General features: G+C 60.0%; 21 protein-coding genes and 1 riboswitch. Of the genes, 4 read left to right on the plus strand and 17 right to left on the minus strand.

Going from position 1 to position 20,176, the window contains the following annotated elements; genetic code table 11:
• Positions 1-36 precede the first annotated feature (36 nt).
• The 14 genes from mgtE to ACB033_RS05125 all read right to left on the minus strand — a co-directional run bounded on the left by mgtE (position 37) and on the right by ACB033_RS05125 (position 14,459).
• Positions 37-1,380: a magnesium transporter gene (gene mgtE, locus ACB033_RS05060; protein ID WP_005302756.1), complete on the minus strand. Its 1,344-nt coding sequence runs from the start codon at positions 1,378-1,380 to the stop codon at positions 37-39.
• Positions 1,381-1,500: 120 nt separating this feature from the next.
• Positions 1,501-1,670, minus strand: a riboswitch (M-box (ykoK) riboswitch).
• Positions 1,671-1,882: 212 nt separating this feature from the next.
• Positions 1,883-3,091, minus strand: coding sequence for a flagellar hook-associated protein FlgL (gene flgL / locus ACB033_RS05065; protein ID WP_024942445.1), 1,209 nt, complete (start codon positions 3,089-3,091; stop codon positions 1,883-1,885).
• A 4-nt stretch (positions 3,092-3,095) separates the two neighbouring features.
• The gene (locus ACB033_RS05070) at positions 3,096-5,099 is read right to left on the minus strand and encodes a flagellar basal body rod C-terminal domain-containing protein (RefSeq protein ID WP_371140393.1); all 2,004 of its coding nucleotides are present in this window, start codon (positions 5,097-5,099) and stop codon (positions 3,096-3,098) included.
• 3 nt (positions 5,100-5,102) lie between these two features.
• Positions 5,103-6,194 carry a flagellar assembly peptidoglycan hydrolase FlgJ gene (gene flgJ, locus ACB033_RS05075; protein ID WP_017778564.1) on the minus strand — a complete coding sequence of 364 codons (1,092 nt, stop codon included), beginning with the start codon at positions 6,192-6,194 and terminating at the stop codon, positions 5,103-5,105.
• 47 nt (positions 6,195-6,241) lie between these two features.
• The gene (locus tag ACB033_RS05080) at positions 6,242-7,339 is read right to left on the minus strand and encodes a flagellar basal body P-ring protein FlgI (RefSeq protein WP_010633466.1); all 1,098 of its coding nucleotides are present in this window, start codon (positions 7,337-7,339) and stop codon (positions 6,242-6,244) included.
• 8 nt (positions 7,340-7,347) lie between these two features.
• The gene (gene flgH, locus ACB033_RS05085) at positions 7,348-8,019 is read right to left on the minus strand and encodes a flagellar basal body L-ring protein FlgH (protein ID WP_005302761.1); all 672 of its coding nucleotides are present in this window, start codon (positions 8,017-8,019) and stop codon (positions 7,348-7,350) included.
• 14 nt (positions 8,020-8,033) lie between these two features.
• Positions 8,034-8,822 (minus strand): flagellar basal-body rod protein FlgG, encoded by a 789-nt coding sequence (gene flgG / locus ACB033_RS05090; RefSeq protein WP_005302762.1) that lies wholly within the window; start codon positions 8,820-8,822, stop codon positions 8,034-8,036.
• Positions 8,823-8,836: 14 nt separating this feature from the next.
• Positions 8,837-9,583: a flagellar basal-body rod protein FlgF gene (flgF, locus tag ACB033_RS05095; RefSeq protein ID WP_005302763.1), complete on the minus strand. Its 747-nt coding sequence runs from the start codon at positions 9,581-9,583 to the stop codon at positions 8,837-8,839.
• A gap of 151 nt (positions 9,584-9,734) precedes the next feature.
• Entirely contained in the window at positions 9,735-11,069 is a 1,335-nt protein-coding gene (gene flgE / locus ACB033_RS05100) for a flagellar hook protein FlgE (protein ID WP_017778565.1), read from the minus strand.
• Between the two features lie 10 nt (positions 11,070-11,079).
• Complete coding sequence (locus ACB033_RS05105; protein ID WP_005302765.1) at positions 11,080-11,808, minus strand: flagellar hook assembly protein FlgD; 729 nt, start codon at positions 11,806-11,808, stop codon at positions 11,080-11,082.
• Positions 11,809-11,823: 15 nt separating this feature from the next.
• Complete coding sequence (gene flgC / locus ACB033_RS05110) at positions 11,824-12,243, minus strand: flagellar basal body rod protein FlgC (protein WP_005302766.1); 420 nt, start codon at positions 12,241-12,243, stop codon at positions 11,824-11,826.
• Complete coding sequence (gene flgB / locus ACB033_RS05115; RefSeq protein ID WP_005302767.1) at positions 12,243-12,641, minus strand: flagellar basal body rod protein FlgB; 399 nt, start codon at positions 12,639-12,641, stop codon at positions 12,243-12,245. Before flgB ends, flgC begins: the two co-directional genes overlap by 1 nt.
• Positions 12,642-12,704: 63 nt before the next feature.
• Positions 12,705-13,529 (minus strand): protein-glutamate O-methyltransferase CheR, encoded by an 825-nt coding sequence (locus tag ACB033_RS05120; protein ID WP_095592404.1) that lies wholly within the window; start codon positions 13,527-13,529, stop codon positions 12,705-12,707.
• 18 nt (positions 13,530-13,547) lie between these two features.
• Entirely contained in the window at positions 13,548-14,459 is a 912-nt protein-coding gene (locus tag ACB033_RS05125; protein WP_005302769.1) for a chemotaxis protein CheV, read from the minus strand.
• 222 nt (positions 14,460-14,681) lie between these two features.
• Here ACB033_RS05125 and flgA point away from each other — a divergent pair, with 222 nt between their 5' ends.
• The 3 genes from flgA to ACB033_RS05140 all read left to right on the plus strand — a co-directional run bounded on the left by flgA (position 14,682) and on the right by ACB033_RS05140 (position 16,110).
• Complete coding sequence (gene flgA / locus ACB033_RS05130; protein ID WP_010633464.1) at positions 14,682-15,287, plus strand: flagellar basal body P-ring formation chaperone FlgA; 606 nt, start codon at positions 14,682-14,684, stop codon at positions 15,285-15,287.
• Between the two features lie 89 nt (positions 15,288-15,376).
• Entirely contained in the window at positions 15,377-15,697 is a 321-nt protein-coding gene (gene flgM, locus ACB033_RS05135; RefSeq protein ID WP_005302771.1) for a flagellar biosynthesis anti-sigma factor FlgM, read from the plus strand.
• Complete coding sequence (locus ACB033_RS05140) at positions 15,694-16,110, plus strand: flagella synthesis protein FlgN (protein WP_162519921.1); 417 nt, start codon at positions 15,694-15,696, stop codon at positions 16,108-16,110. Before flgM ends, ACB033_RS05140 begins: the two co-directional genes overlap by 4 nt.
• A gap of 56 nt (positions 16,111-16,166) precedes the next feature.
• On the opposite strand, the gene yfcE is transcribed toward ACB033_RS05140, so the two are convergent.
• Both yfcE and ACB033_RS05150 read right to left on the minus strand, forming a co-directional pair.
• Complete coding sequence (gene yfcE / locus ACB033_RS05145) at positions 16,167-16,709, minus strand: phosphodiesterase (RefSeq protein WP_139725875.1); 543 nt, start codon at positions 16,707-16,709, stop codon at positions 16,167-16,169.
• Between the two features lie 10 nt (positions 16,710-16,719).
• Positions 16,720-18,357, minus strand: a complete 1,638-nt coding sequence (locus ACB033_RS05150) for a peptide ABC transporter substrate-binding protein (RefSeq protein ID WP_124250084.1) — start codon at positions 18,355-18,357, stop codon at positions 16,720-16,722.
• Positions 18,358-18,523: 166 nt separating this feature from the next.
• On the opposite strand from ACB033_RS05150, the gene ACB033_RS05155 reads away from it, so the two are divergent.
• Positions 18,524-19,423: a DMT family transporter gene (locus ACB033_RS05155; RefSeq protein ID WP_010633460.1), complete on the plus strand. Its 900-nt coding sequence runs from the start codon at positions 18,524-18,526 to the stop codon at positions 19,421-19,423.
• Positions 19,424-19,433: 10 nt separating this feature from the next.
• On the opposite strand, the gene rsuA is transcribed toward ACB033_RS05155, so the two are convergent.
• Positions 19,434-20,126: a 16S rRNA pseudouridine(516) synthase RsuA gene (rsuA, locus tag ACB033_RS05160; RefSeq protein ID WP_010633459.1), complete on the minus strand. Its 693-nt coding sequence runs from the start codon at positions 20,124-20,126 to the stop codon at positions 19,434-19,436.
• Positions 20,127-20,176: the final 50 nt, after the last annotated feature.

A 20,176-nucleotide genomic window follows, 5' to 3' on the forward strand; every position in this document is an offset into this window, starting at 1 on the left:
CCATGGGCTGCCTTTTGCGTTTTCTCAGATGGCGACTTACTGCAGCTCGGGCAGCAGCAGCTTGGCGATCTCGAAGTAGATGATGAGACCGGTGCCGTCCACCAGGGTGGCGATGAAGGGGGCGGACACCACCGCCGGGTCGATGCGAAAGCGACGCAGCACCATGGGGATCACAGAGGCGACGGTGGCGCTCCACAGCACGATGGCGATGATGGTCAGAGTCACTACCATGCCGATCTGGGGACCAACCCCCAGGCTCCAGGCCCGCACCCAGGCCGCCAGGGCAATGGCCGCCGAGATGAGCAGACCGGTAGAGATCTCTTTTTTGAGCACGGTGCCGAGGTTGCGCAGGCTCACCTCCCCGACCGCCATGGCACGGACGATCGTGGTGGTGATCTGGGTGCCGCTGTTGCCGCCGGTGCCGATCAGGAGCGGAATGAAGAAGGCCAGCGCGATGGCGGCTTCCAACTGCTCTTCAAAGGCCCGCAGCACGGTACCTGTATAGGCTTCGGCCACGAACAGGATCAGCAGCCAGCCTACCCGCTTGCGCCACAGCTGCCAGGGAGTTGCCTGCAGATAGGGGGTATCGAGCGGCGAGGAGCCCCCCTGCATCTCCGCATCCTCGGTGGATTCGAGCTCCAGGATGTCGGCGGCATCGTCCACGTGGAAGATACCCACCAGCTTGCCCTGATCCTCGACCGGCAAGGTCGAGAGGTCGCGATCGATCAGCAGGCGAGCGGCCAGCTCCTGATCCGCCCGAGCGTTGATGCGCACCACCTCCCGGTCCATCAGCTCGCTCACCGGCAGTTGCGGGTCGGCAATCAGCAGAGATTTGAGCGAGATGCTGCCGAGCAGGCGTTTGTCGTTGTTGACCACATAGAGGTTCTGGAACAGCTGGGCGTTGTCCCAGGCATCGTGGATCAGCTGCTTGGCACTGCCCACCGTCTCCTGATCGCCGATGGCCAGAAACTCGTGGCGCATGTTGGCGCCCACCGATTCGGTCGGCCAGTCGAGCAGGGAGTAGAAGGTGGACTGTACCTGCTCCGGGAAGCGGGCAAGCAGCATGGTGCGATCACTGCTTCCCAACCGGCGCAGAATGGCCAGCATGTCGCGCCGGGGCATGGCCCCCTGCAACAGGCTGACGATGCTGACATGCAGTCGCATCAGCAGCCGGCCGGCACACTCCGCCGACAGCGAGCCGAGCAGTGCAGCCCCCTCGTTGATGGGCAGGGTATCGAAGATGCAGTTGAGCTCTTCCGGACGCAGGGTCAGCAGTTGATCGGCGCGCTGAACCGGATCCAGGTTGTGCTCCAGCCAGCCCTGCAGGGCGGCCAGATCGAGCAGTTGGTGACGATTGAGTAGTGTCTGTGTTTTCTTCATCACAAATGACCTCATGTGATTTCAGGCAAGCCTGAGCGCGAACGGTGATCCGTCGCCGTCTGAAAGAAAACAGCAATTTGATTGACGAGTAATAGGCAGGAAATGACGCCGTTCGGCGTGTCATCATCCCCACGTACCAGCTTTAGCACTGCATAACGTATCCGGCATGCCGGAAGCCACTTGGGTTTACACCTTAATCCGATGAAAACTGTCCTGATCTTGGGCGTCTCTGGACGTCGTGAGATCAGTGGCCTGTGTTTATACAGGAGCCTCGCCTAACGAGATGCTGCAAATAGTCGCACAACCCTCTGTTGTGCGGGCAGCATGATTATCGAACGCTCAATAGGAGTCAACCCGGGGCAAGGGGCTAAATGGCCCATGGCAACAGCTTGTTACAATTGGTTGGCAAGGGGAGTTGAATGAGGATAAAAAAGCGAAAAAAAGGGACTGGAACGGCAACCATCGCTTGCGGCCAGCCAGGGCCGCAAGCGATGAAAAAAGCTCAGCGGATGTAGTCGAACAGGGTCAACTTGCTGATCTTGCTGAAAGAGAGCTGGGTGGCGCTCAGGGCCGCATCCTCTTTCGACAGGGTGGCGATCACCTCGTAGAGATCCGCTTCGGAGACCTTGGCCCTCGCCTGCTGGTTGAGGGTACTCAAGCCTTCGTTCGAACCCATCACCTGCTCCAGCCCGTTCATGCGCCCGCCGATCTCCCCCAGCCCCTGATCCACGTTCAGACGGGCATTCTTCATGTGGGCGGTGGCATCCGCCACCTTCAGCTGGAAGGTATCCGGCGTGATGTTGGGATCCCGCAGCGCCGTGATGAAATCGGACATGCCATCCAGGATGTTGTTGTTCTGGGGCGGATCCAGCACGAAGTTTTGCGCGGCCCCCCCCGCCGGCAGCGACAGAGTCAGCTCCAGCCCGTTGAAGGGGATCTTGTTGCCCGCCACATAGTCGCCGCTTTGCAGCAGGGTACCGCCACCATCCCTGATCTCGTAGGTATCCGGCGTGCCAGCGATGGTGTTCACCGTGTACTGGTTGCTGGCGAGCGAAGGGTCATAGTTGTTGCGGTAAAAACTGTCGAAGTGGCCCTGATCGGCCACCCCGACCTGAATATTGGCGCTCCCCGCGCTGCTGGTACGACGGGTCGGCACGATTTCGAACAGGTTGAAGCCCGAATCGTTGGCAGCAATCTGCACCGTCGGTGACACCTGGATCTTGCGCTGGCCGGTATCCCCCTGAAAGATGTAGTTGCCGCTGGCATCCTGAATGAAGGGCTGGGTCTTGCTCTGATTGCCGCCGAAGATATATTCGCCCTGGGAGTTCTTGCTGTTCATCAGGTCGAACATCTGCTTTTGCAGCCCCTCCAGCTCGCTGGCAATGGCCTGGCGATCCTCGTACCCCACCGCCGAGTCGTTCGCCTTCTGGATCAGGGTCTGGGCACTGGTCATGGCGGTGTTGAGGGCGGTCAGCACCGTCTCCTCGTGGCCCAGACTGTTTTCCAGCAGGCTGCCGTTGACCCCGTACTGCTTGAAGAGATCGATCTCCTTGGTCAGCGCCAACTTCTGGCTCATGCCGGAAGGGTCCTCCCCCGCCGTCTTGAACTTGTTGCCGGTCATCAGCTGTTCATAAGCCGTGCTCAGCCGCTCGTTGGCGCCGTTCAGCGAGGTGATGTTGCGGTCATAGACCATGTTGGTGGTGATACGCATCGGGTTACCTCACTGATGACAGCAGGGTGTCGAAGATGGTCTTGGCGGTGCTGACGATCTGGGCGGAGGCGGCATAGGACTGCTGATAGCGGATCAGGTTGGCCGCCTCCTCCTCCAGACTGACGCCGGAGACACTCTCGAAAATCTCCCTGCTCTGGGTCAATTTCGTTTCATCGGCCTTGAGCTGGCTCTTGGCCTGGCTGGTGGTGTTGCCCACCCCGGTCACCAGGCTGGAGTAGGCCTCGTTGAAGGTCATCTTGTCGTTGCTGGTGCCGGCGTTGCTGCTCTTGCGCACCAGATCCTTGTTCTGCAGTTCGGCCAGCGCCAGGCCGTTGGCGTTGTCGGCAAAACCGTCGGTGTTGTAGCTCAGGGTGAAGCTGTCATTGGCTTCCACCTTGCCGGTGATGCTGAACTCATAACCCGGCGTCTGCTTAGGATCGCTGTAAACAGGCGTCCCCACCGGGAAGGGATTGATAATAGAGCCCATCAGGTTCTGCCCCTTGCTGGAGGCGGGGGCAACCCCGATCAGGGTGGTACCGTCCGCGGCATAGACCTGATAGTTGCCGCTGCCATCTATCTTCACCACCTGGGGTGAGGCAGGATCCAGGCTGTTGGTGCCAAAGCCGGAGCCGGCACCGGTATTGGTGATGCCTGTGAGCTTGATCTCGCCCGAACCGAAGTTTTTTTTGCCTTTATCCGCCTTGAGCGGCGATGCCAGCGCCAGATCTTCGGCCCGGGTCACCAGCTGGTCCAGGCCGGCTGCCGCCCGCTTGGTGGGTTGCAGCAGGATCCTGTCCCCTGCCGCCGGCGTGCCGGAGAGATCGAACTGGATGCCGTGCCCCGCCACCTGCACGGTGGCGGGCGGCGTGGTGCCGGTGGCCAGCGAGGTGCGGTTGCCATCCTTGTCCACCGAAAACACCTCGTAGCCGGTGGCACTGCTGAACTGCACCTCGTAGTCGAAGGTGGTCACTTCCGTCCCCTTGCCGGGAACGAAGCTCACCTTGGCGGTAGCGTTGCCGGTATTCTGGCTGTAGGGCAGGCCATCGCTCGTGCCGAGAGAGAAGAGATCCCCCCCCAGCTCGTTGTCCAGATCCATCCCTAACCGGTTTTGCTGGTTCATGGCATCCGCCATGGCGGCCGCCAGCTGACCCAGCTCGCGCTTGGCCGGCTCCAGATCGTTGCGGGCGGAGAAGAGCCCCCCTATCCCGCCGCCTATGTCCTTGTCATTGAGGGCGACCTTGTTGGGGTCCATGACCAGCTGCAACTCGGACTCACGGGCATCGGGATTGCCCGGCACCACGCTGAGCTGGGCAACGCTGCCATTGAGCACCAGGGAGTGACCGGTGCTCATGTTGACCAGCATGCTGCCGTTGTCCTGCGGCACGGTGCGGATCTCCATCTTCTCGGAGAGCTGGCGAATGGCCTCGTCACGCTGGTCGAACAGCATCAGGTTCTCTTCCGGCGTGCCCTGGGTGCGAATGATGGCCTGGTTCAGATCGTTGATGCTGTTGATCAGGCTGTTCACCCGCTTGGCTTCATCCCCGATGGTGGTGTTGATGGTGTCGGTCTGCTTGTCCAGCTGGGCCGACAGGGTATGAAAGCGGTTCACCATGCCACTCAGCCCGCTCAGGGTGGTCTTGCGGCCCGAGATGTCGGCGGGTGCTTCGTTGGCGGTATGGAACCCTTCGAAATAGGAGCTGATGGCGGCACCGACGCTGTTGCTGGTGTCCCCCAGCAGGGTGTCGGTGTTGGCGAGCTGCTGATAACGGGTGGAAGAGGCATAGAAGGCCGAGGTGTCGCGTCTGACCTCCCCCTGGGCATAGGCGTTGATGACCCGCTCGGTCAGCATGTCCCCGGTGCCGAGTCCGTTGGCATTGGTATAGATCAGGGTACGTTCACGCACATAGCCCTGGCTATTGACGTTGACGATGTTGTTACTGGTGGTCTGCAGCAGTCGCTGCTGGGCCATCACACCCGAGGTACCAATTCCAAGCAGATCGCTTGCCATGACTTACAGCTCCATTTCTGTCGTGTTGGTCGCGGAGTAGCCGGCAATGGCGTCACTGCGCAATACCTGTTTCAGTTTCCTGGCATAGTGCGGGTCGGTAGCGTATCCGGCCTGTTGCAAGGCTTCGAAATAGCGATCCGGACTGTCCACCTTGGCCAGCGCCCCCTTGTAGCGGGAGCCCGATGTCAGGAAATCGACATAGTCGTTGAAGCTCTCTTCGAACGACTCGTAAGAGCGAAACGCGGCCTTCTGGCGCGATGCCACTCCTTTTTCATATTCCAAGGTGCTGACCACCGTCTTGGGCCCTTCCCAGCGCGGGTCGGCCTTGATGCCGAACAGGTTGTGGGTCACCTGCCCCGCCCCGTTCTTGATCACCCGTTTGCCCCAGCCACTTTCCAGCGCGGCCTGCGCCACCAGCACCGCCGGGCTCAACCCCAGCTTGGCGGCCGCCTTCTTGGCCAGCGGCATCAACCGGTCGACAAACTCTTCAGGGGAGTCGAACACCTGCGCGGTATCATCCAGCGCCTTGCGACTGCGCATGCCGTGTACCTCTGCCGCCGGCCCCATGGGCGGTACGGTTCGACGGGTACGATGCAGTGCTGTCTGAGGCTGAGTATCCCCTTGCATCTCTTTCTCAGCAAAATCTTTGCCAACTTTTGAGGCGGAGATGAGATCGTTGGCGGCGGAGGTGGGCGGCTGATAGGGTTTGTAGACCCGCTCGGTACGCTGGGGCATCTTGAGCACCCGCCCGTCGTGATGGGTGAAGGTCTCCGGCGAGAGCTGCTTGGCCACCATGGCGGCCAGACCGATCCCCCCCTTGCTCGACATGTCGGCGACCCGCTGCTCGTCCAGCATCCCCTCGTAGAACTGGGTGTAGCTGCTGTTGAAAGGGCTGTCCTGGGTCAGCACCTGGTTGGCCTGGCGCATGCTCTGGAACAGGGTCTGGGTAAAAATGGACTCGAACTGGCGGGAGGCGGCCATCAGCGCATCCGCTTTCCCCTCCTTGCTCTGGCTCAACTGGCGCAGGCGATCCAGGTTCTGGATGTCCTGTACCATGCCCAGATTCACGCCGCCGTTGTTATCTAACTCTGCCATTTTGCTTACCTCATTGCCGCCCGTGGCAACCCCTTGCCGCTTGTTGATTACAGTATGACCAGCTGGCCTTCGATGGCACCAGCCTGCTGCAGCGCCTCCAGGATCGCCATCAGGTCGCCGGGTGCCACCCCGACCTGGTTCACCGCCCGCACCAGATCATCCAGGGTCGCCCCGGTATCCAGCTTGAACATGCGCCCCTGCTCCTGCTGCACATTGATGGTGGAGTTATTGGTCACCGCCGTCTGGCCACCCGAGAGCGGATTGGGCTGGGACACCTGCTGATTCTCCGCGATGGTGACCGTCAAGCCGCCGTGGCTGATGGCCGCCGGCTTGAGCCGCACCTGGCTGCCGATGACGATGGTGCCGGTACGGGAGTTGACGATGATCTTGGCCGCCTCGGTGGCCGGATCCACCTCCAGGTTCTCGATGGTGGCAAGATAGGAGACCCGCTGGCCCGGATCCCGCGGCGCATAGACCTTGACCGAGGTGGCATCGAGCGCCTGCGCGGTGTTGGGGCCGACCAGATCGTTGACCACGTCGGCCAGCCGGCGCGCCGTGGTAAAGTCGGGACGATTCAGGTTGAAGGTGATGGTATCCCCCTGACTGAAGGAGTTCGGTACCTCCCGCTCCACGGTGGCCCCGTTGGCGATGCGGCCCACGGTGGGCGTATTGACCACCACCTTGGAGCCGTCAGCCCCCTCGGCCCCCAGCCCGCCAACCACCAGGCTGCCCTGCGCCACCGCATAGACCCGGCCATCCAGCCCCTTGAGGAAGCTTTGCAGCAGGGTGCCGCCGCGCAGGCTCTTGGCCTCACCGATGGCCGATACGGTCACATCTATGGTCTGCCCCGGCTTGGAAAAAGGGGGCAGATCGGCATGGATGGCCACCGGCGCCACGTCCTTGATCTTGGGCTTGATGTTGTCCGGCACCTTGATGCCGAAGTTGTTCAGCATGGTGCGAAACGTCTGCTCGGTGAAGGCGTTGCTCTTCTCACCCGTACCGGGCAGACCCACCACCAGGCCGTAGCCGATCAGCTGGTTGCTGCGCACCCCTTCCACCGAGCTGATGTCCTTGATCCGGGAGGCATGGGCCATCCCCAGGGGCAACAGGCAGCAAAACAGGGCAACAAGACGGAGCGACTTCATAACACCTCCTAGAGCGGCCACCAGGGACCATTGAAAAAGCTGGTGAGCCACCCCTGTTCCTGGCTGTTGGCCAGATCGCCGGTACCACCGTAATGGATGCGGGCATTGGCCACCTTCTGGGAGGAGACGCTGTTGTCCGTGGTCACATCCTCGGGGCGGATCATGCCGGTGATCCGGATATATTCATTGCCGTTGTTGAGCATGATCCACTTCTCGCCGCGCACCAGCAGGTTGCCGTTGGGCAGCACCTTGGCCACGCTGACGGAGATGTTGCCCTGCAGGCTGTTGCTCTGATCCGCCTTGGCCTGCCCCTTGAAAGCACCATTCTGGCCAAGGGAGGCCGACAGATCATAGGGGCCGGCCGTTACCGGTACGCCACCCAGCATCGCCGTGTTCATCGTCAGCTTGTTGTCCTTGCCGCTCTGGGTATTGGCCTTCTTGGAGGCAGAGGTGGACTCGGCCAGCTCGATGGTGATGATGTCACCCACCTTGTGAGCCTTGATGTCCGAGTAGATGCCGTTGACCTGATCGGGCTGGAAAATCGCCCCGGTCGGTCTGACCGAGACCGGCTCCGACTCCCCGTAAACGGGGGCAAATTCGGGATCATCGGGCTTAGGGGTATTGGGGGTGCTGCTGCAGCCCCCCAATACCATCAGTCCCAGCATCCATATGGCTTTCATGGTGCGCCTCCTACTTATGTGCGCTGGATCAGGAAGGACATCATGCCGTCCACCGCCGAGAGAACCTTGGAGTTCATCTCGTACACCCGCTGGGCCTGGATCAGATTCACCAGCTCTTCGGTCACGTTGACGTTGGAGGTCTCCAGCATGCCCTGCTTGATCACCCCAAGCCCGTCCGTGCCGGCCACCCCCTGAATGGGGGCACCGCTGGACTGGGTCTCGACGAACATGTTCTCCCCCATTGGCTGCAAGCCGGAGGCATTGACGAAGTCGCTGGTATTGATCTGGCCGATGACCTGGGAAGCGCCATCCCCCTTGAGCTGCACCGAGACCTGTCCATCTTCCCCAATGGTGACGCTCTGGGCGTTCTCGGGGATCTGGATTTCCGGCTGCAACGGATAGCCGTTGCCCGGCGTGACTATGGTCCCTTCATCATTGAGGGTGAACTGGCCGTTGCGGGTATAGGCGGCGCTGCCGTCCGGCAGCTGGATCTCGAAGTAGCCGCGGCCGCTTATCATCAGATCCAGCGAGTTGTCGGTGGTCTGCACGTTGCCCTGGCTGTGGTTCTTCTGAGTGGCCACCACCTTGGCACCCGCCCCCAGCATCAGGCCGGAGGGGAGCTCGGTGTCGGCCGACGAGCGACCGCCCGGCTGATTGATGTTTTGATAGAGCAGATCCTCGAAGATGGCCCGGGATTTTTTGTAACCCACGGTGCTGGCGTTCGCCAGGTTGTTCGAGGTAACCGAGATATTGGTCTGCTGTGCATCCAACCCGGTCTTGCTGATCCAGAGTGCAGGGTTCATATAAAACTCCTTGGTTAGCTGATACGCAGCAGCTGGGTTTGGGCCTCGTCATTCTCTTCCGCGGTCTTCATGATTTTGACCTGGGTTTCGAACTGACGTTGCAAGCGAATAAGGTTGGTCATTTCATCGACCACGTTGACGTTGCTCCCCTCGAGGGAGCCGGCGATGAGGCCCACATTGGCCGACGCCGCTTCATTCTGGCCATCCTTGCGACGGAACAGGCCATCCTGCCCCTTCTCCACCGCATCGGCCGCCGGGTTGACCAGCTTGATGCGCTGGTACTCCTCCGGCAGGTTGGGGGCGGCCCCCTCCGGCCGGCCGCTGATGGTGCCGTCCCGGTTGATTTCGATCTTCTCCATCGGCAGCGGCAGCACGATGGGCTGACCGCCGTCGTCCACCACGTTCAGGCCGGTGGAGGTCTGCAGATTGCCGGTGGCACTGAGCTGCAGGTTGCCCATGCGGGTATAGGCTTCACCGCCCTTGGGATCCTGCACCGCAATCCAGCCCGGACCGTCGACGGCAACGTCAAGATCCCGACCCGTGGTCATCAGCATGCCGTGCTGCAGGTTCTGTCCCGGCCGCTCCGCCATGGCGAACACCCGGGTGGGCAGCCCTTCGCCAAACGCCTGCATGCTGCGCGCCTGCTCGAAGTCAGACTTGAAGCCGGTGGTGTTGGCGTTGGCCAGGTTGTTGCTTCGAACAGCCAGGCTGTTCATGCTCTCCTTGGCCCCGGACATGGCGATGTATAGCAGGTGATCCATGGGATCCTCCGTCAAACTGATGACTCTGGCAGAGGAACTGCAATTTGAATGCCAATCCCCATCAAGCTTGTCAGTTACCGCCGCAATCACCCGCAACAACAGGCAATAAAAAGGGGCGCCGAAGCGCCCCTTGTCGTGCATGCAACCAGACTTAACGGATCTGCAGTATGGTCTGCTGCAGGGAGCTGTTCACTTCCAGCGAACGGGAGTTGGCCTGGAAGTTGCGCTGCGCCGTGATGAGGTTGACCAGCTGGGAGGTCAAATCCACGTTGGATTGCTCCAGCGCAGAGGACTTGATGCTGCCCAGGGTGCCCGAATTGGGGGTGCCTGGCAGCGCATCGCCAGAGAGCAGAGACTGGCGCCAGGAGGTATCGCCGACCTGGGTCAATCCTTGCGAGTTGGCGAACTTGGCAAGTGCCACCATGGCAACCTTCAACGTGGTCGCATTGCTGTAGGTCGCCGACACAATACCATCCGGCGTAATCTCCACCTTGGTCAGATTACCAACGGTGGCGCCATCCTGGGTCAGCTTGGTGACGTTGAAAGGCGAGCTGTATTGCGTCACGTCGCCGAGACGGATCTCCAGTGTCTGGGTGGGGTCGGCACCATTGGTGATAATCCCGGCCGCAGTACCAAGCGCAACGGTTTTGATCGGATCTGCCGGAACGGTCAGCGTTGTATCCAGTTTGCCGCCGGAGGTAAAGGTCATCTGGACGCCGGTGGGGACACCTGCGGCCGGGCTGGGTGAACCACCAGCGATGTCGATGGGCTTGTCCCCCTCATACATGTACATGCTCCAGGTACCCGGAGTCAGCGGCGTTCCCGGGGCAGCCGGATCCTCGTGGCGGACAAAATACTTGGTGATCACGTGGGGGGCACCCAGCGAATCATAAATCGTCACGGAAGTTGAGTGGGCAAAGGTGGCGGAGTTGGTGTGATCAAACGCAGCCGGTGACGTCGGTTTGGTTTTCGACTCGATACTCAGGTTGAAACTGGCTTCCACCAGCTCGGTCATTTTGGGCTCGCCCGCCCGATCCGGAATTTGAATCGGCTTCGTGGCGTTGATGCTGACCGCCTTCGGTGTCCCATCCGTGTTGATTTCATAACCTTGCAGATAGTTGCCCTGATTGTTGACCATATAGCTGTTTTCATTCAGCTTGAAGGCACCAGCCCGGGTAAAGGTACGATCCAGGTTGGTCAGACCGTCCGACGTCACGAAGAAGCCGTTGCCCTGGATGGACAAATCAAGGGCGTTGTTGGTGAATTGCAGCGCTCCCTGATGGAACTGCTGCGCCACCGCCCCCGTTGCCACACCGTTGCCGACCTGGGTCTTGGCATTGACGAAGATGGAGTTGGCGTAGACGTCCGCAAACTCGGCACGAGACTCTTTAAAGCCCGTGGTATTGACGTTGGCAATGTTGTTGGCGGTAACGTTCAGATCTTTTTGTGCCGCGTTGACACCGCTCAAGGCATTGTTAAATGACATATCCAGCTCCTTAGATCGATGCTGTTGGCGTGGTGGTTGATGGTGTTTTCACCGTACCTGCAATCTGCAAGATACTGTTCAAGCTTGTTGTACCGAGGCCTTTCAAATTGAGCTGGGTCGGATTGCTGGCCGAACCCAGGATCACGCTGTCGACCTTGCCGTAGGCAAAGATCGGCACACTCTCCGACTTCCCGTCCACGGTACCGTTTGCCTTGAGGGTGTATTTGCCCTCTTTGGCCGGGTTTCCGTTCTTGTCCTTGCCATCCCATACAATTTCGACGTTGCCCTTCTGATCACCTTCCAGAGGAAACTCCTTGATGACCTGTCCGCTCTCGTCTTCGATGGTGATCTTGACGTTCGAATACTTGTTTTCTGTGCCCACTGCGACCACACCCGGCAAAGAGCCATCTTTTTCCAGGTAGCCGACGTTGCTCTGCAGCAAGACGTTTTGCCCCACCAGTGCCGACGCCTGCAGCGCCTGGCTGGAGGTCATCAAGGTATTGAGGCTGCCAATCTGGTTCGACAGGCTGCTGATCCCCTGGGACGTCGACATGGACGTCATCTGGGAAAGCATCTGGGCGTTGTCCACCGGTTTGAACGGATCCTGATAGGAGAGCTGCATGGTCAGCAGCTTCAGGAACGACTCCTGATCCAGCTCCTTCTTCGGAGTGGTGGTCGTGCCCGTGGTCTGGGTGGAGGTATAGCCAATACCGTTCACACCACTGGTTGTATCTGCCATTTATGCGTCCCCCTGTCAGGACTTGCCGAGGTTGAGCGTCTGCTGCAGCATCTTCTTGGCAGAATCGGCCACCTGCACGTTGGTTTGATAGCTGCGCGAGGCGTTGATCATGTCCGCCATCTCTTCCACCATGTTGACGTTTGGCTTGAAGATGAAGCCATCCTTGTCTGCCATGGGGTGGTTGGGGTTGTACTCCTTGAGCAGAGGGGCATCGCTCTCGACAATGCCCTTCACTTCAACCCCGGCCGACGCCTGCTTGTCCGACATGGCCTGATCCAGCTGGGCGGCAAAGATTGGCCGCCTGGCATGGTAAGTTTTTTCCACGCTGGAGCTCACGCTGTCGGCGTTGGCCATGTTGCTGGCTACCGTGTTGAGTCGAACAGACTGTGCACTCATGGCCGAGCCTGCAATGTCAAAGACCTTGAACAAACTCATCACTGTTCTCCTTTCAAGGCCTTCAGCAGGCCACTGATCTTGCTGTTCATAAATTCAAGGGAGGTCTGGTATTCAAGGCTGTTGCGCAAGAACTCGCTGCGCTCCTGCTGCACGTCCACCGTGTTGCCATCACCGGTATCCGGCTGCAGGGGATTGCGGTACTGCGTCACGCCAGGCGCATCCATCTGCAGGGCAAAGTGCTTCTCGCTGGTCGTGGCAAGGCCGAAGCCCTGATGTTGCTGGGCCTCTTCCAATGCTTGCGAGAAGTTGATGTCTCTGGCCTTGAAGCCAGGGGTATCCGCGTTGGCAATGTTGCTGGACAACACCTCGGCACGCTTGGAGCGAACGCTCAGCGTGTATTGATGGATACCAAATGCCTTGTCGAATGAAATTGCCATAGCACACCTCCTGCTTGAGAAATTATTAGCAAGAGGTGTGCCAAAGAGGGATTTAAGCGGGGATCATTTAACCTTGTAGACGATGCCGGGGTTGCAGCGGATCATCTCGAACCTGTCGGTCAAACCGGCCAGCGACTCGGAAGCCCCCAACATCAGGTAGCCGCCAGGATTGAGGCTGGCTGCAAACTGGTTGAGGATCTTGGACTTCACTTCCGGGGCAAAGTAGATGAGTACGTTGCGACAGAAGATGATGTCAAACTTGCCAAGCAGGCTGTAGCTCTCCAGCAGGTTCAAGGGCCGGAAGGTGGTCAATTTTCTGACACGCTCCACCACCCGCATCTTGTTGTCACCATAGGGTTCGAAGAACAGCTTCTTGCGCTCGGGCGACAGACCACGGGCCAGTGCCAGGCTGTCGTATACCCCCTCCTTGCACTGATTGAGCATGGTGGTCGAGATGTCTGTCCCCACGATCTGGACGCCACCTGGCAAGGTGCCGGGCTTCTTCATCTGCTGTTCCAGCGCCGTCATGGCGATGGAATAGGGCTCCTGTCCGGAGGAAGAGGCCGCAGACCAGATTTTGATGGGCCGACCGCTCTTGCCCAGCTCGGGAAAGATCTTGTCGGTCAGCAGCTGGAAGGGATAGGTATCGCGAAACCACAGGGTTTCGTTGGTGGTCATGGCATCAACCACTGCCATTTTCAGGTCACGCTCACGCACACTCATCGCTCGAGTAACCAGATCAGACAGACTCTCAATACCAAACTGAGTCATCAAGGGTGAAAGCCGACTCTTGACCAGATACTGTTTGTTGTCACCCAGCACGATTCCGCTCTGTACCGCCAGAAAATTGCTGAATTGTTTGTATAAGTCGTCCGAAAGTGTCTTCATGCAGTTTGTTCTTCTTGATTAGAGTGCGCCTTGTACGGCCTTGGCCAATTCATCCGGCTGGAATTTGGCAATGAAATTGTTCGCACCAACTTTCTGCACCATGGCCTGATTGAACACCCCACTGAGGGATGTGTGCAGAATAACATGTAAGTCCTTGAGATTGGGATTGTTGCGGATCTCTGCCGTGAAAGTATATCCATCCATCTCCGGCATCTCGATGTCCGAAATCACCAGGGCGATCTGATCCTTGATGGGACCGTTTTTGGACATCTCCAGCAACATGTTGAGCGCTTCGCGTCCATCCTTGGCCAGCACGCACTGTACCCCGATGGCTTCGAGGGCGCGCTGCACCTGCTTGCGGGCCACGGAAGAGTCATCGGCCACCAGCACCGGACGTCCCAGGGTCGGGTGTTCTACGCTGGCCTCCACCAGCTCCTGACTCACTTCGGTCGACACCGGCGAAATCTCGTTGAGGATGCGCTCCACGTCCAGGATCTCGACCAGCTCCCCATCCACCTCGGTGACGGCCGTCATGTAGTTGATGCGCCCCGCCCCTTTCGGCGGGGGCAGAATGGACTCCCAGTTCATGTTGATGATGCGCTCCACCGAGTGCACCAGAAAACCCTGAATGGAGCGGTTGTATTCAGAAATGATGATGAAACACTTGGTCAGATCCTCGATAGGACGCTTGCCCATCGCCATGCTCAGATCGATGACGGAGATCGTCTGGCCACGAATGTGGGCCACCCCGCGAATGCAGGAGTTTAACTTGGGCATGACGGTCAAGGGAGGACACTGCAACACTTCACGAACCTTGAATACGTTGATGCCAAATCTTTGACGTCCGTTGAGACGAAACAACAACAATTCCAGCCGGTTTTGCCCCACCAGCTGGGTACGTTGGTTGACCGAGTCCAGGATACTGGCCATAAACACTCCCTAAAAACGCTTGGCATTAATCATGCATGCGTGTTGGCTTGCGTCAGACTGTCGATGTCACTACGAACGAATTCTGAAGCAAGCATAGTTAAATATGGTGATATACGTGAACAACTTATCGGCCTGCGAGCGAAAATGATTAGTAGACTTTTCCTCACCTTACTGCTGTTTTGCGGCATTTCTCACGCCACGGCATCCGAGGTGACCAGTTACTTGCAAGAAAAGGCGCAGGAATTTGTGCTCGGCCAGCTCGATGTCCCCCTCGACGCCCAGGCACAGGTGCAGGCCGCTTCCATCGATGAACGTCTGCCCCTGAGTCGCTGCGAAGAGCATCTGTCCATCACCCTGCCCGCCAAGATGGAGATCCGCCGCAATACCACCGTCTACCTCAAATGTGAGGAGGAGAAACCCTGGGATCTCTACCTGCCGGTGCGGATCAGCATACAGAAGCCGTATGTGACCGTCTCCACGCCGGTAGCCAAGGGCGACATCCTCAGCGAGAGCGTGCTGACACAGGCCTACCAGGATCAGACCCTGATCCGCGGCGACTATCTCAGCGATACCACGGCCCTCATCGGCGTTCGCAGCAAACGGGAACTCAAGCCGGGCCAGCCTATCCGGCTCAGCCAGGTCTGCGTCGTCTGCAAGGGTGACCAGGTGACCCTCAGCGCAGAAAATAGCAGCATGCAAATCAAAACCATGGCCCGAGCCTTGCAAGATGGCAGCTTCGGAGACATGATCAGGCTCGTCAATATCCGGTCAGGCAAAACGGTGCAGGGAAAAGTCAACGCAGTTGGCTCCGTGGTGGTCACCTTCTGAGTATTTTCGGATCACTTTTTTTCTAAAGTTATGACGGCAGCCACCGATAAACAGGTAAGCGAACAGCAAAGCAGGCGAAGGTAAACACTATGGCTATTAACAATATCAACAACTTGGCGAACAATCGGTTGCAAAATACCGGTAGCAGCCAGGGTGCCAGCACCAAACCAGCGACCTCGTCCTCCGACAACCGTGCGGCGGCCGTCAAGACCGACTCCGTCTCTCTGACCAGCGAGGCGCAGCAATTGCAACAGATGCAGAAGAACCTCAACTCAGCCTCCACCGGCAATGAAAGCCGGGTCGAGAGCCTGAAGAAAGCCGTGGCCAATGGTGAATATCGGGTCGACAGCGAAGCTGTGGCCAAGAAGATGTTCAGTTTTGAATCCAACCTCGACAAGTTGCTGGGATGATGGATTTACCTTCGCTGCTGCACACCCAAGACGACTACCTCTCCCAGATGCAGGGCTTGCTGGAGGAGGAGTTCAACCTGCTCAAGCAGCACCAGGCACTGGCGCTGCCCGAGCTGGCAGAGCACAAGCAGAAGCTGCTTGCCGATATTGAAGAGTTGGACAAGGCCATGGCACTGCTGCCCGACCTGAAACAGCAACTGAACGCCTACCCCGAGCAGATGCGCACCCTGCGTGAGAAACTCGATGCCTGCCAGGAACAGAACGATCTGAACGGGCGCCTGCTCGAGCTCAGCATCGTCTCCAACCGCCGGCTGGCAAGCTACCTGAGCAAGCTGCGGGATCGCAACTCCCTGACCTATGACGCCAAGGGCAATACCCGCTCCGGTACCCGCTCCATCGGCATCAAGGCCTGACCTCCCCCGTTACGACGACAGGCTGCCCCGCAGCACAACCATCCCTCTTCTCTTTTTTACAGCGCCAGCTGCAACAGTACTTCGCTGTCCGCACAGGCGTGAATGCCGAGCACCCCATCCTCGTAGCGGCCATAACTTGCCGCCAGATTGCCGCGTGGAAAACAGATGGATCCCGGGTTCATCAGCACCAGCTCCCCTTCCTGCTGCAGCACGGGCAGATGGGTGTGACCGCTGATGAACAGGCTGCCGGCAGGCAGCGGCACCTCGGCAGGTTGATAGAGATGGCCATGACTGACGAACCAGCGCCGGCCATCCACCAGCAGCTGGTTGTAAGGGGCGGTGATGGGAAAATCCAGCAGCATCTGATCCACTTCCGAATCACAGTTGCCACGCACCGCCATGATGTGGGAGGCCAGCCCGTTGAGCCGCTCGGCCACGGCCGCAGGGGCATAGCCAGGCGGCACCGGGTTACGCGGGCCGTGATTGAGCAGATCGCCGAGCAGCAGATAGTGATCCGGCTGCCAGGGGGCGAGCTGGTCGAGTACCTGCTCCAGCGCACTCAGGCTGCCGTGCAGGTCGGAAAGAATGGCAATCTTCATGGCGAGCTCCTTACTGCTGACTGAAGTAGAGATCCTTGGTGGCGATCGCCCCTTTCAGGTTCTGCACCGGCAGGCCGCGCAGGGTAGGATCCACCAGTCGCATCTGGTTGTAGTGATAGACGGGGATGGCCGGCATCTCGTCCATCAGCAACTGCTCCGCCTGGTGGTAGATCCCGCTTCTGGCATTGCCATCCAGGGTATCGGCCGCCTGTTGCAGCAGGCCGTCGAAGGCCGGGTTGCAGTAACCGCTCTCGTTCTGGGGATCCTGGCAGCGGAAGCTGTTGAGCATGGCTGAGGGCTCCACGTAATCCCCGAACAGGAAGGAGCGGGCCAGCATGAAATCGCCGCTGTCTTTGGCCACCTGATAGGCGTTCCACTCCATGTTGTTGAGCGTCACTTCGACCCCCAGCGGCTTCCACATGGATGCGACGGCCAGCGCCAGCTTCTTGTGATTCTCAGAAGTGTTGTAGGTGAGCGTCAGCTTGAGAGGATGCTGGCTGTCATAGCCGGCCTGGGCCAGCAGCGCGGCCGCCCTGGCCAGCCGGGTCGGCTGATCCTGCAGGGCCAGTGGAGAGCTCAACGCCTCGTAGCCCGGCATGCCGGGCAGCAGCGACCAGGCGGGTTGCTCGCCCTGCCCGCTGACCTTCTCGGTCAACAGATGACGATCGATGGTCATGGCCAGTGCCTGGCGCACCCGCACGTCCTGCAGTTCAGGGCGGCGCAGGTTGAAGGTGTAGAGGTAGGTGCCCAGCAGCGGCAGACCCCAGATCCGCTCGGGGGTTGCCTCTCTGGTTTTCTGGTAATACTCCAGCGCCACCTTGTTGGTGAGCTGGATCTCCCCCGCCTCGTAGCGCAGCCGTTCGGCATGCTGGGAGGCGAGCGGCAGATAGGTCACCCGCTGGATCCGGGTGTGGGCATCATCCCAGTACTGCACGTTGCGCTCCGCCTCGATGCGCTCGTTCGGTACCCAGTTCACCAGCTTGTAGGCGCCGTTGCTGACCAGCTTGCCGGGCTGGGTCCACTGCTTGCCGAACTGGCTGATGGCTTTCTCGTTGACCGGCACGAAGGGGCGCTGGCTTATCAGTTGCAGGAAGTAGGGAACCGGCCGCTCCAGCGTCACTTTCAGGATCTGCTCGCTCTCGGCCTCCACCCCCAGGGTGTTGAGATCGAGCGCGCCGGCGTAGATGGACTGGGCATTGTTGATGCCGGTTGCCAGCAGCAGGCCGGCAGAGGGGGAAGCCTGGGCGGGGTCCAGCAGACGGCGCCAGGCATAGACGAAGTCGGCGGCGGTGAGCGGCTCGCCGTTGGACCACTTGAGCTGCGGGCGCAGGAAGAAACGCCAGACCAGTCCGTCTGCACTGGTCTCCCAGCGCTGGGCCTGGGCCGGCACGATCCGTCCCTGACCATCTTCGCTCACCAGCCCTTCAAACAGGTCCACCAGCACCACTTCACCGGGGAAGCCGGAGCGGATCTGGGCCGGGTCGAGGGATTCGGGCTCGGCGCCATTGCCCTTGACCAGGGTCTGGCGATCCGACAACGCGGGATCCTGGGATACCGTGGTCGCCTGCAGCGGCGGGGTCAGCAGCAGCCCCAGCAGCAAGGGGGAGAGCCAGCGTGATGCCGGCCGGCGTACTAAGCGGTAAACCATGACATAAACCTCGTTCAATGCACTTATTTCAGGAAAGGGGGAAGGCCGGCGGCGCGCCTGGATACGAATGCATGATGCCGCGCTTGTTATCCCCGAAGACGCCCCGTATTGTATCGGGCTTGCCCAAGAGATGGAGTCTCTCGGGCTATTTTTTTCAGGAGTTTTTATGGGGTATGAGTGGCTGGCGCTGGCAGCGGCCAGTTTATGGGCAGTGGCGGCCCTGATTTCCGTCAAACCGGCTCGTCATCTGGGGCCATTTGCCTACAGCCGCTGGCGGATGTGCCTGGTCAGTCTGATGCTCGGCAGCATGAGTCTCTTGACCGGCGGCTGGCATACCCTCTCGGGCAGCACCCTCCCCCTGCTGGCCATCTCGGGCCTCATCGGCATCTTCATCGGCGATACCGCCCTCTACGCCTGCATGAACCGGCTGGGTCCCCGTCGCAGCGGTCTGCTGTTTTCTTGCCATGCGCTGTTCTCCGCGCTGCTCGGGCTCTGGCTGTTCAACGAGCAGTTGACCGGTTCCCGGCTGGCTGGCGCCATGCTGGTGTTTGTCGGCGTCATGCTGGCCATTCTGTTTGGTCGGCGCAGCAGCGGCAGCGAATGGGAAAAAATACGGGGCAGCCTGGCAGCCGGGGTCGCGCTGGGGCTGACTGCCGCCCTCTGCCAGAGCCTGGGGGCCATCATCGCCAAACCGGTTATGATGGGCGGCAACGTCGATGCGGTGAGCGCCTCCGGCGTCAGGATGGGCAGCGCCCTGCTGGCTCACTGCGCCCTGCGCATGACCGGGCTGCCACTGAGCAAGCCGCTGCATCCCATCAACCGTCGCATCTTCGGCATGATAGCCCTCAACGGATTCCTCGCCATGGCGCTCGGCATGACGCTGATCCTGGTGGCCCTGAAACAGGGGGATGTGGGCATGGTGGCCATTCTCTCCTCCACCACCCCCGTCATCTTGCTGCCACTGCTGTGGTGGCACTCGGGCGAGCGGCCGTCCGCCGCCGCCTGGGCCGGCACCCTGCTGGCCACCCTGGGGACAGTGCTGGTGCTGGGCGCCAGCGGCCACTGACTCCTGGCGATCAGAAGCGGGCGATTTCGTCGACGGTCAGCTCGCGATATTCGCCCGGCGCCAGATCATCGTCCAGCACCAGATCGCCCACCCGCTCCCGGTGCAGCCCCACCACCTTGTTGCCGATGGCGGCAAACATCCGCTTCACCTGATGGTACTTGCCCTCGTGGATGGTGAGGCGCGCCTCGCACTCCCCCAGGATCTCCAGCTGGGCCGGCCGGGTCTTCTCGGTCTCGCTGCGCAGCAGCACCCCTTCGGCAAACAGCGCAATGGCATCCGGGCTCACCGGATCGGCCAACCAGACGTGGTAGGTCTTGGCGCACTCGTGACGGGGAGAGGTGATGCGATGGGACCACTGGCCGTCATCGGTCACCAGTACCAGACCTGTGGTGTCGAGATCGAGCCGCCCCACCACGTGCAGCTTGCCCATGGCCGGCTCGTCCATCAGGAAGAAGACGGTGGGGTGATCCGGATCCTCGTTGGAACAGACATACCCTTCCGGCTTGTGCAGCATGAAGTAGCGGTTGCGCTGATCCAGGGTCAGGGTGACGCCGTCGAATTCAATCTGGCTCTGCTCGTTGATGTGGAAGGCGGGCTGCTTGACCACGATGCCGTCCACCATCACCTCTCCCTGCCGGATCAGTTTGCCCGCCAGCGAGCGGGTCAAGTCGGAACAATCGCAAAGAAATTTATCGAGCCGCATGCACAACCTCAGAGTCCATCAAGAAAGGGGCGTCATTATATCGGCCGGGG

It is taken from the genome of Aeromonas sp. S15(2024) (assembly GCF_041402265.1).
In the GTDB taxonomy this organism is placed as follows: Bacteria; Pseudomonadota; Gammaproteobacteria; order Enterobacterales; family Aeromonadaceae; genus Aeromonas; species Aeromonas dhakensis.

Bases quoted from the DNA above. Each gene is read 5' to 3' on its own strand.
- mgtE (WP_005302756.1), bottom strand. From the start codon at position 1,380: ATGAAGAAAACACAGACACTACTCAATCGTCACCAACTGCTCGATCTG.
- flgL (WP_024942445.1), bottom strand. From the start codon at position 3,091: ATGCGTATCACCACCAACATGGTCTATGACCGCAACATCACCTCGCTG.
- ACB033_RS05070 (WP_371140393.1), bottom strand. From the start codon at position 5,099: ATGGCAAGCGATCTGCTTGGAATTGGTACCTCGGGTGTGATGGCCCAG.
- flgJ (WP_017778564.1), bottom strand. From the start codon at position 6,194: ATGGCAGAGTTAGATAACAACGGCGGCGTGAATCTGGGCATGGTACAG.
- ACB033_RS05080 (WP_010633466.1), bottom strand. From the start codon at position 7,339: ATGAAGTCGCTCCGTCTTGTTGCCCTGTTTTGCTGCCTGTTGCCCCTG.
- flgH (WP_005302761.1), bottom strand. From the start codon at position 8,019: ATGAAAGCCATATGGATGCTGGGACTGATGGTATTGGGGGGCTGCAGC.
- flgG (WP_005302762.1), bottom strand. From the start codon at position 8,822: ATGAACCCTGCACTCTGGATCAGCAAGACCGGGTTGGATGCACAGCAG.
- flgF (WP_005302763.1), bottom strand. From the start codon at position 9,583: ATGGATCACCTGCTATACATCGCCATGTCCGGGGCCAAGGAGAGCATG.
- flgE (WP_017778565.1), bottom strand. From the start codon at position 11,069: ATGTCATTTAACAATGCCTTGAGCGGTGTCAACGCGGCACAAAAAGAT.
- ACB033_RS05105 (WP_005302765.1), bottom strand. From the start codon at position 11,808: ATGGCAGATACAACCAGTGGTGTGAACGGTATTGGCTATACCTCCACC.
- flgC (WP_005302766.1), bottom strand. From the start codon at position 12,243: ATGAGTTTGTTCAAGGTCTTTGACATTGCAGGCTCGGCCATGAGTGCA.
- flgB (WP_005302767.1), bottom strand. From the start codon at position 12,641: ATGGCAATTTCATTCGACAAGGCATTTGGTATCCATCAATACACGCTG.
- ACB033_RS05120 (WP_095592404.1), bottom strand. From the start codon at position 13,529: ATGAAGACACTTTCGGACGACTTATACAAACAATTCAGCAATTTTCTG.
- ACB033_RS05125 (WP_005302769.1), bottom strand. From the start codon at position 14,459: ATGGCCAGTATCCTGGACTCGGTCAACCAACGTACCCAGCTGGTGGGG.
- flgM (WP_005302771.1), top strand. From the start codon at position 15,377: ATGGCTATTAACAATATCAACAACTTGGCGAACAATCGGTTGCAAAAT.
- ACB033_RS05140 (WP_162519921.1), top strand. From the start codon at position 15,694: ATGATGGATTTACCTTCGCTGCTGCACACCCAAGACGACTACCTCTCC.
- yfcE (WP_139725875.1), bottom strand. From the start codon at position 16,709: ATGAAGATTGCCATTCTTTCCGACCTGCACGGCAGCCTGAGTGCGCTG.
- ACB033_RS05150 (WP_124250084.1), bottom strand. From the start codon at position 18,357: ATGGTTTACCGCTTAGTACGCCGGCCGGCATCACGCTGGCTCTCCCCC.
- ACB033_RS05155 (WP_010633460.1), top strand. From the start codon at position 18,524: ATGGGGTATGAGTGGCTGGCGCTGGCAGCGGCCAGTTTATGGGCAGTG.
- rsuA (WP_010633459.1), bottom strand. From the start codon at position 20,126: ATGCGGCTCGATAAATTTCTTTGCGATTGTTCCGACTTGACCCGCTCG.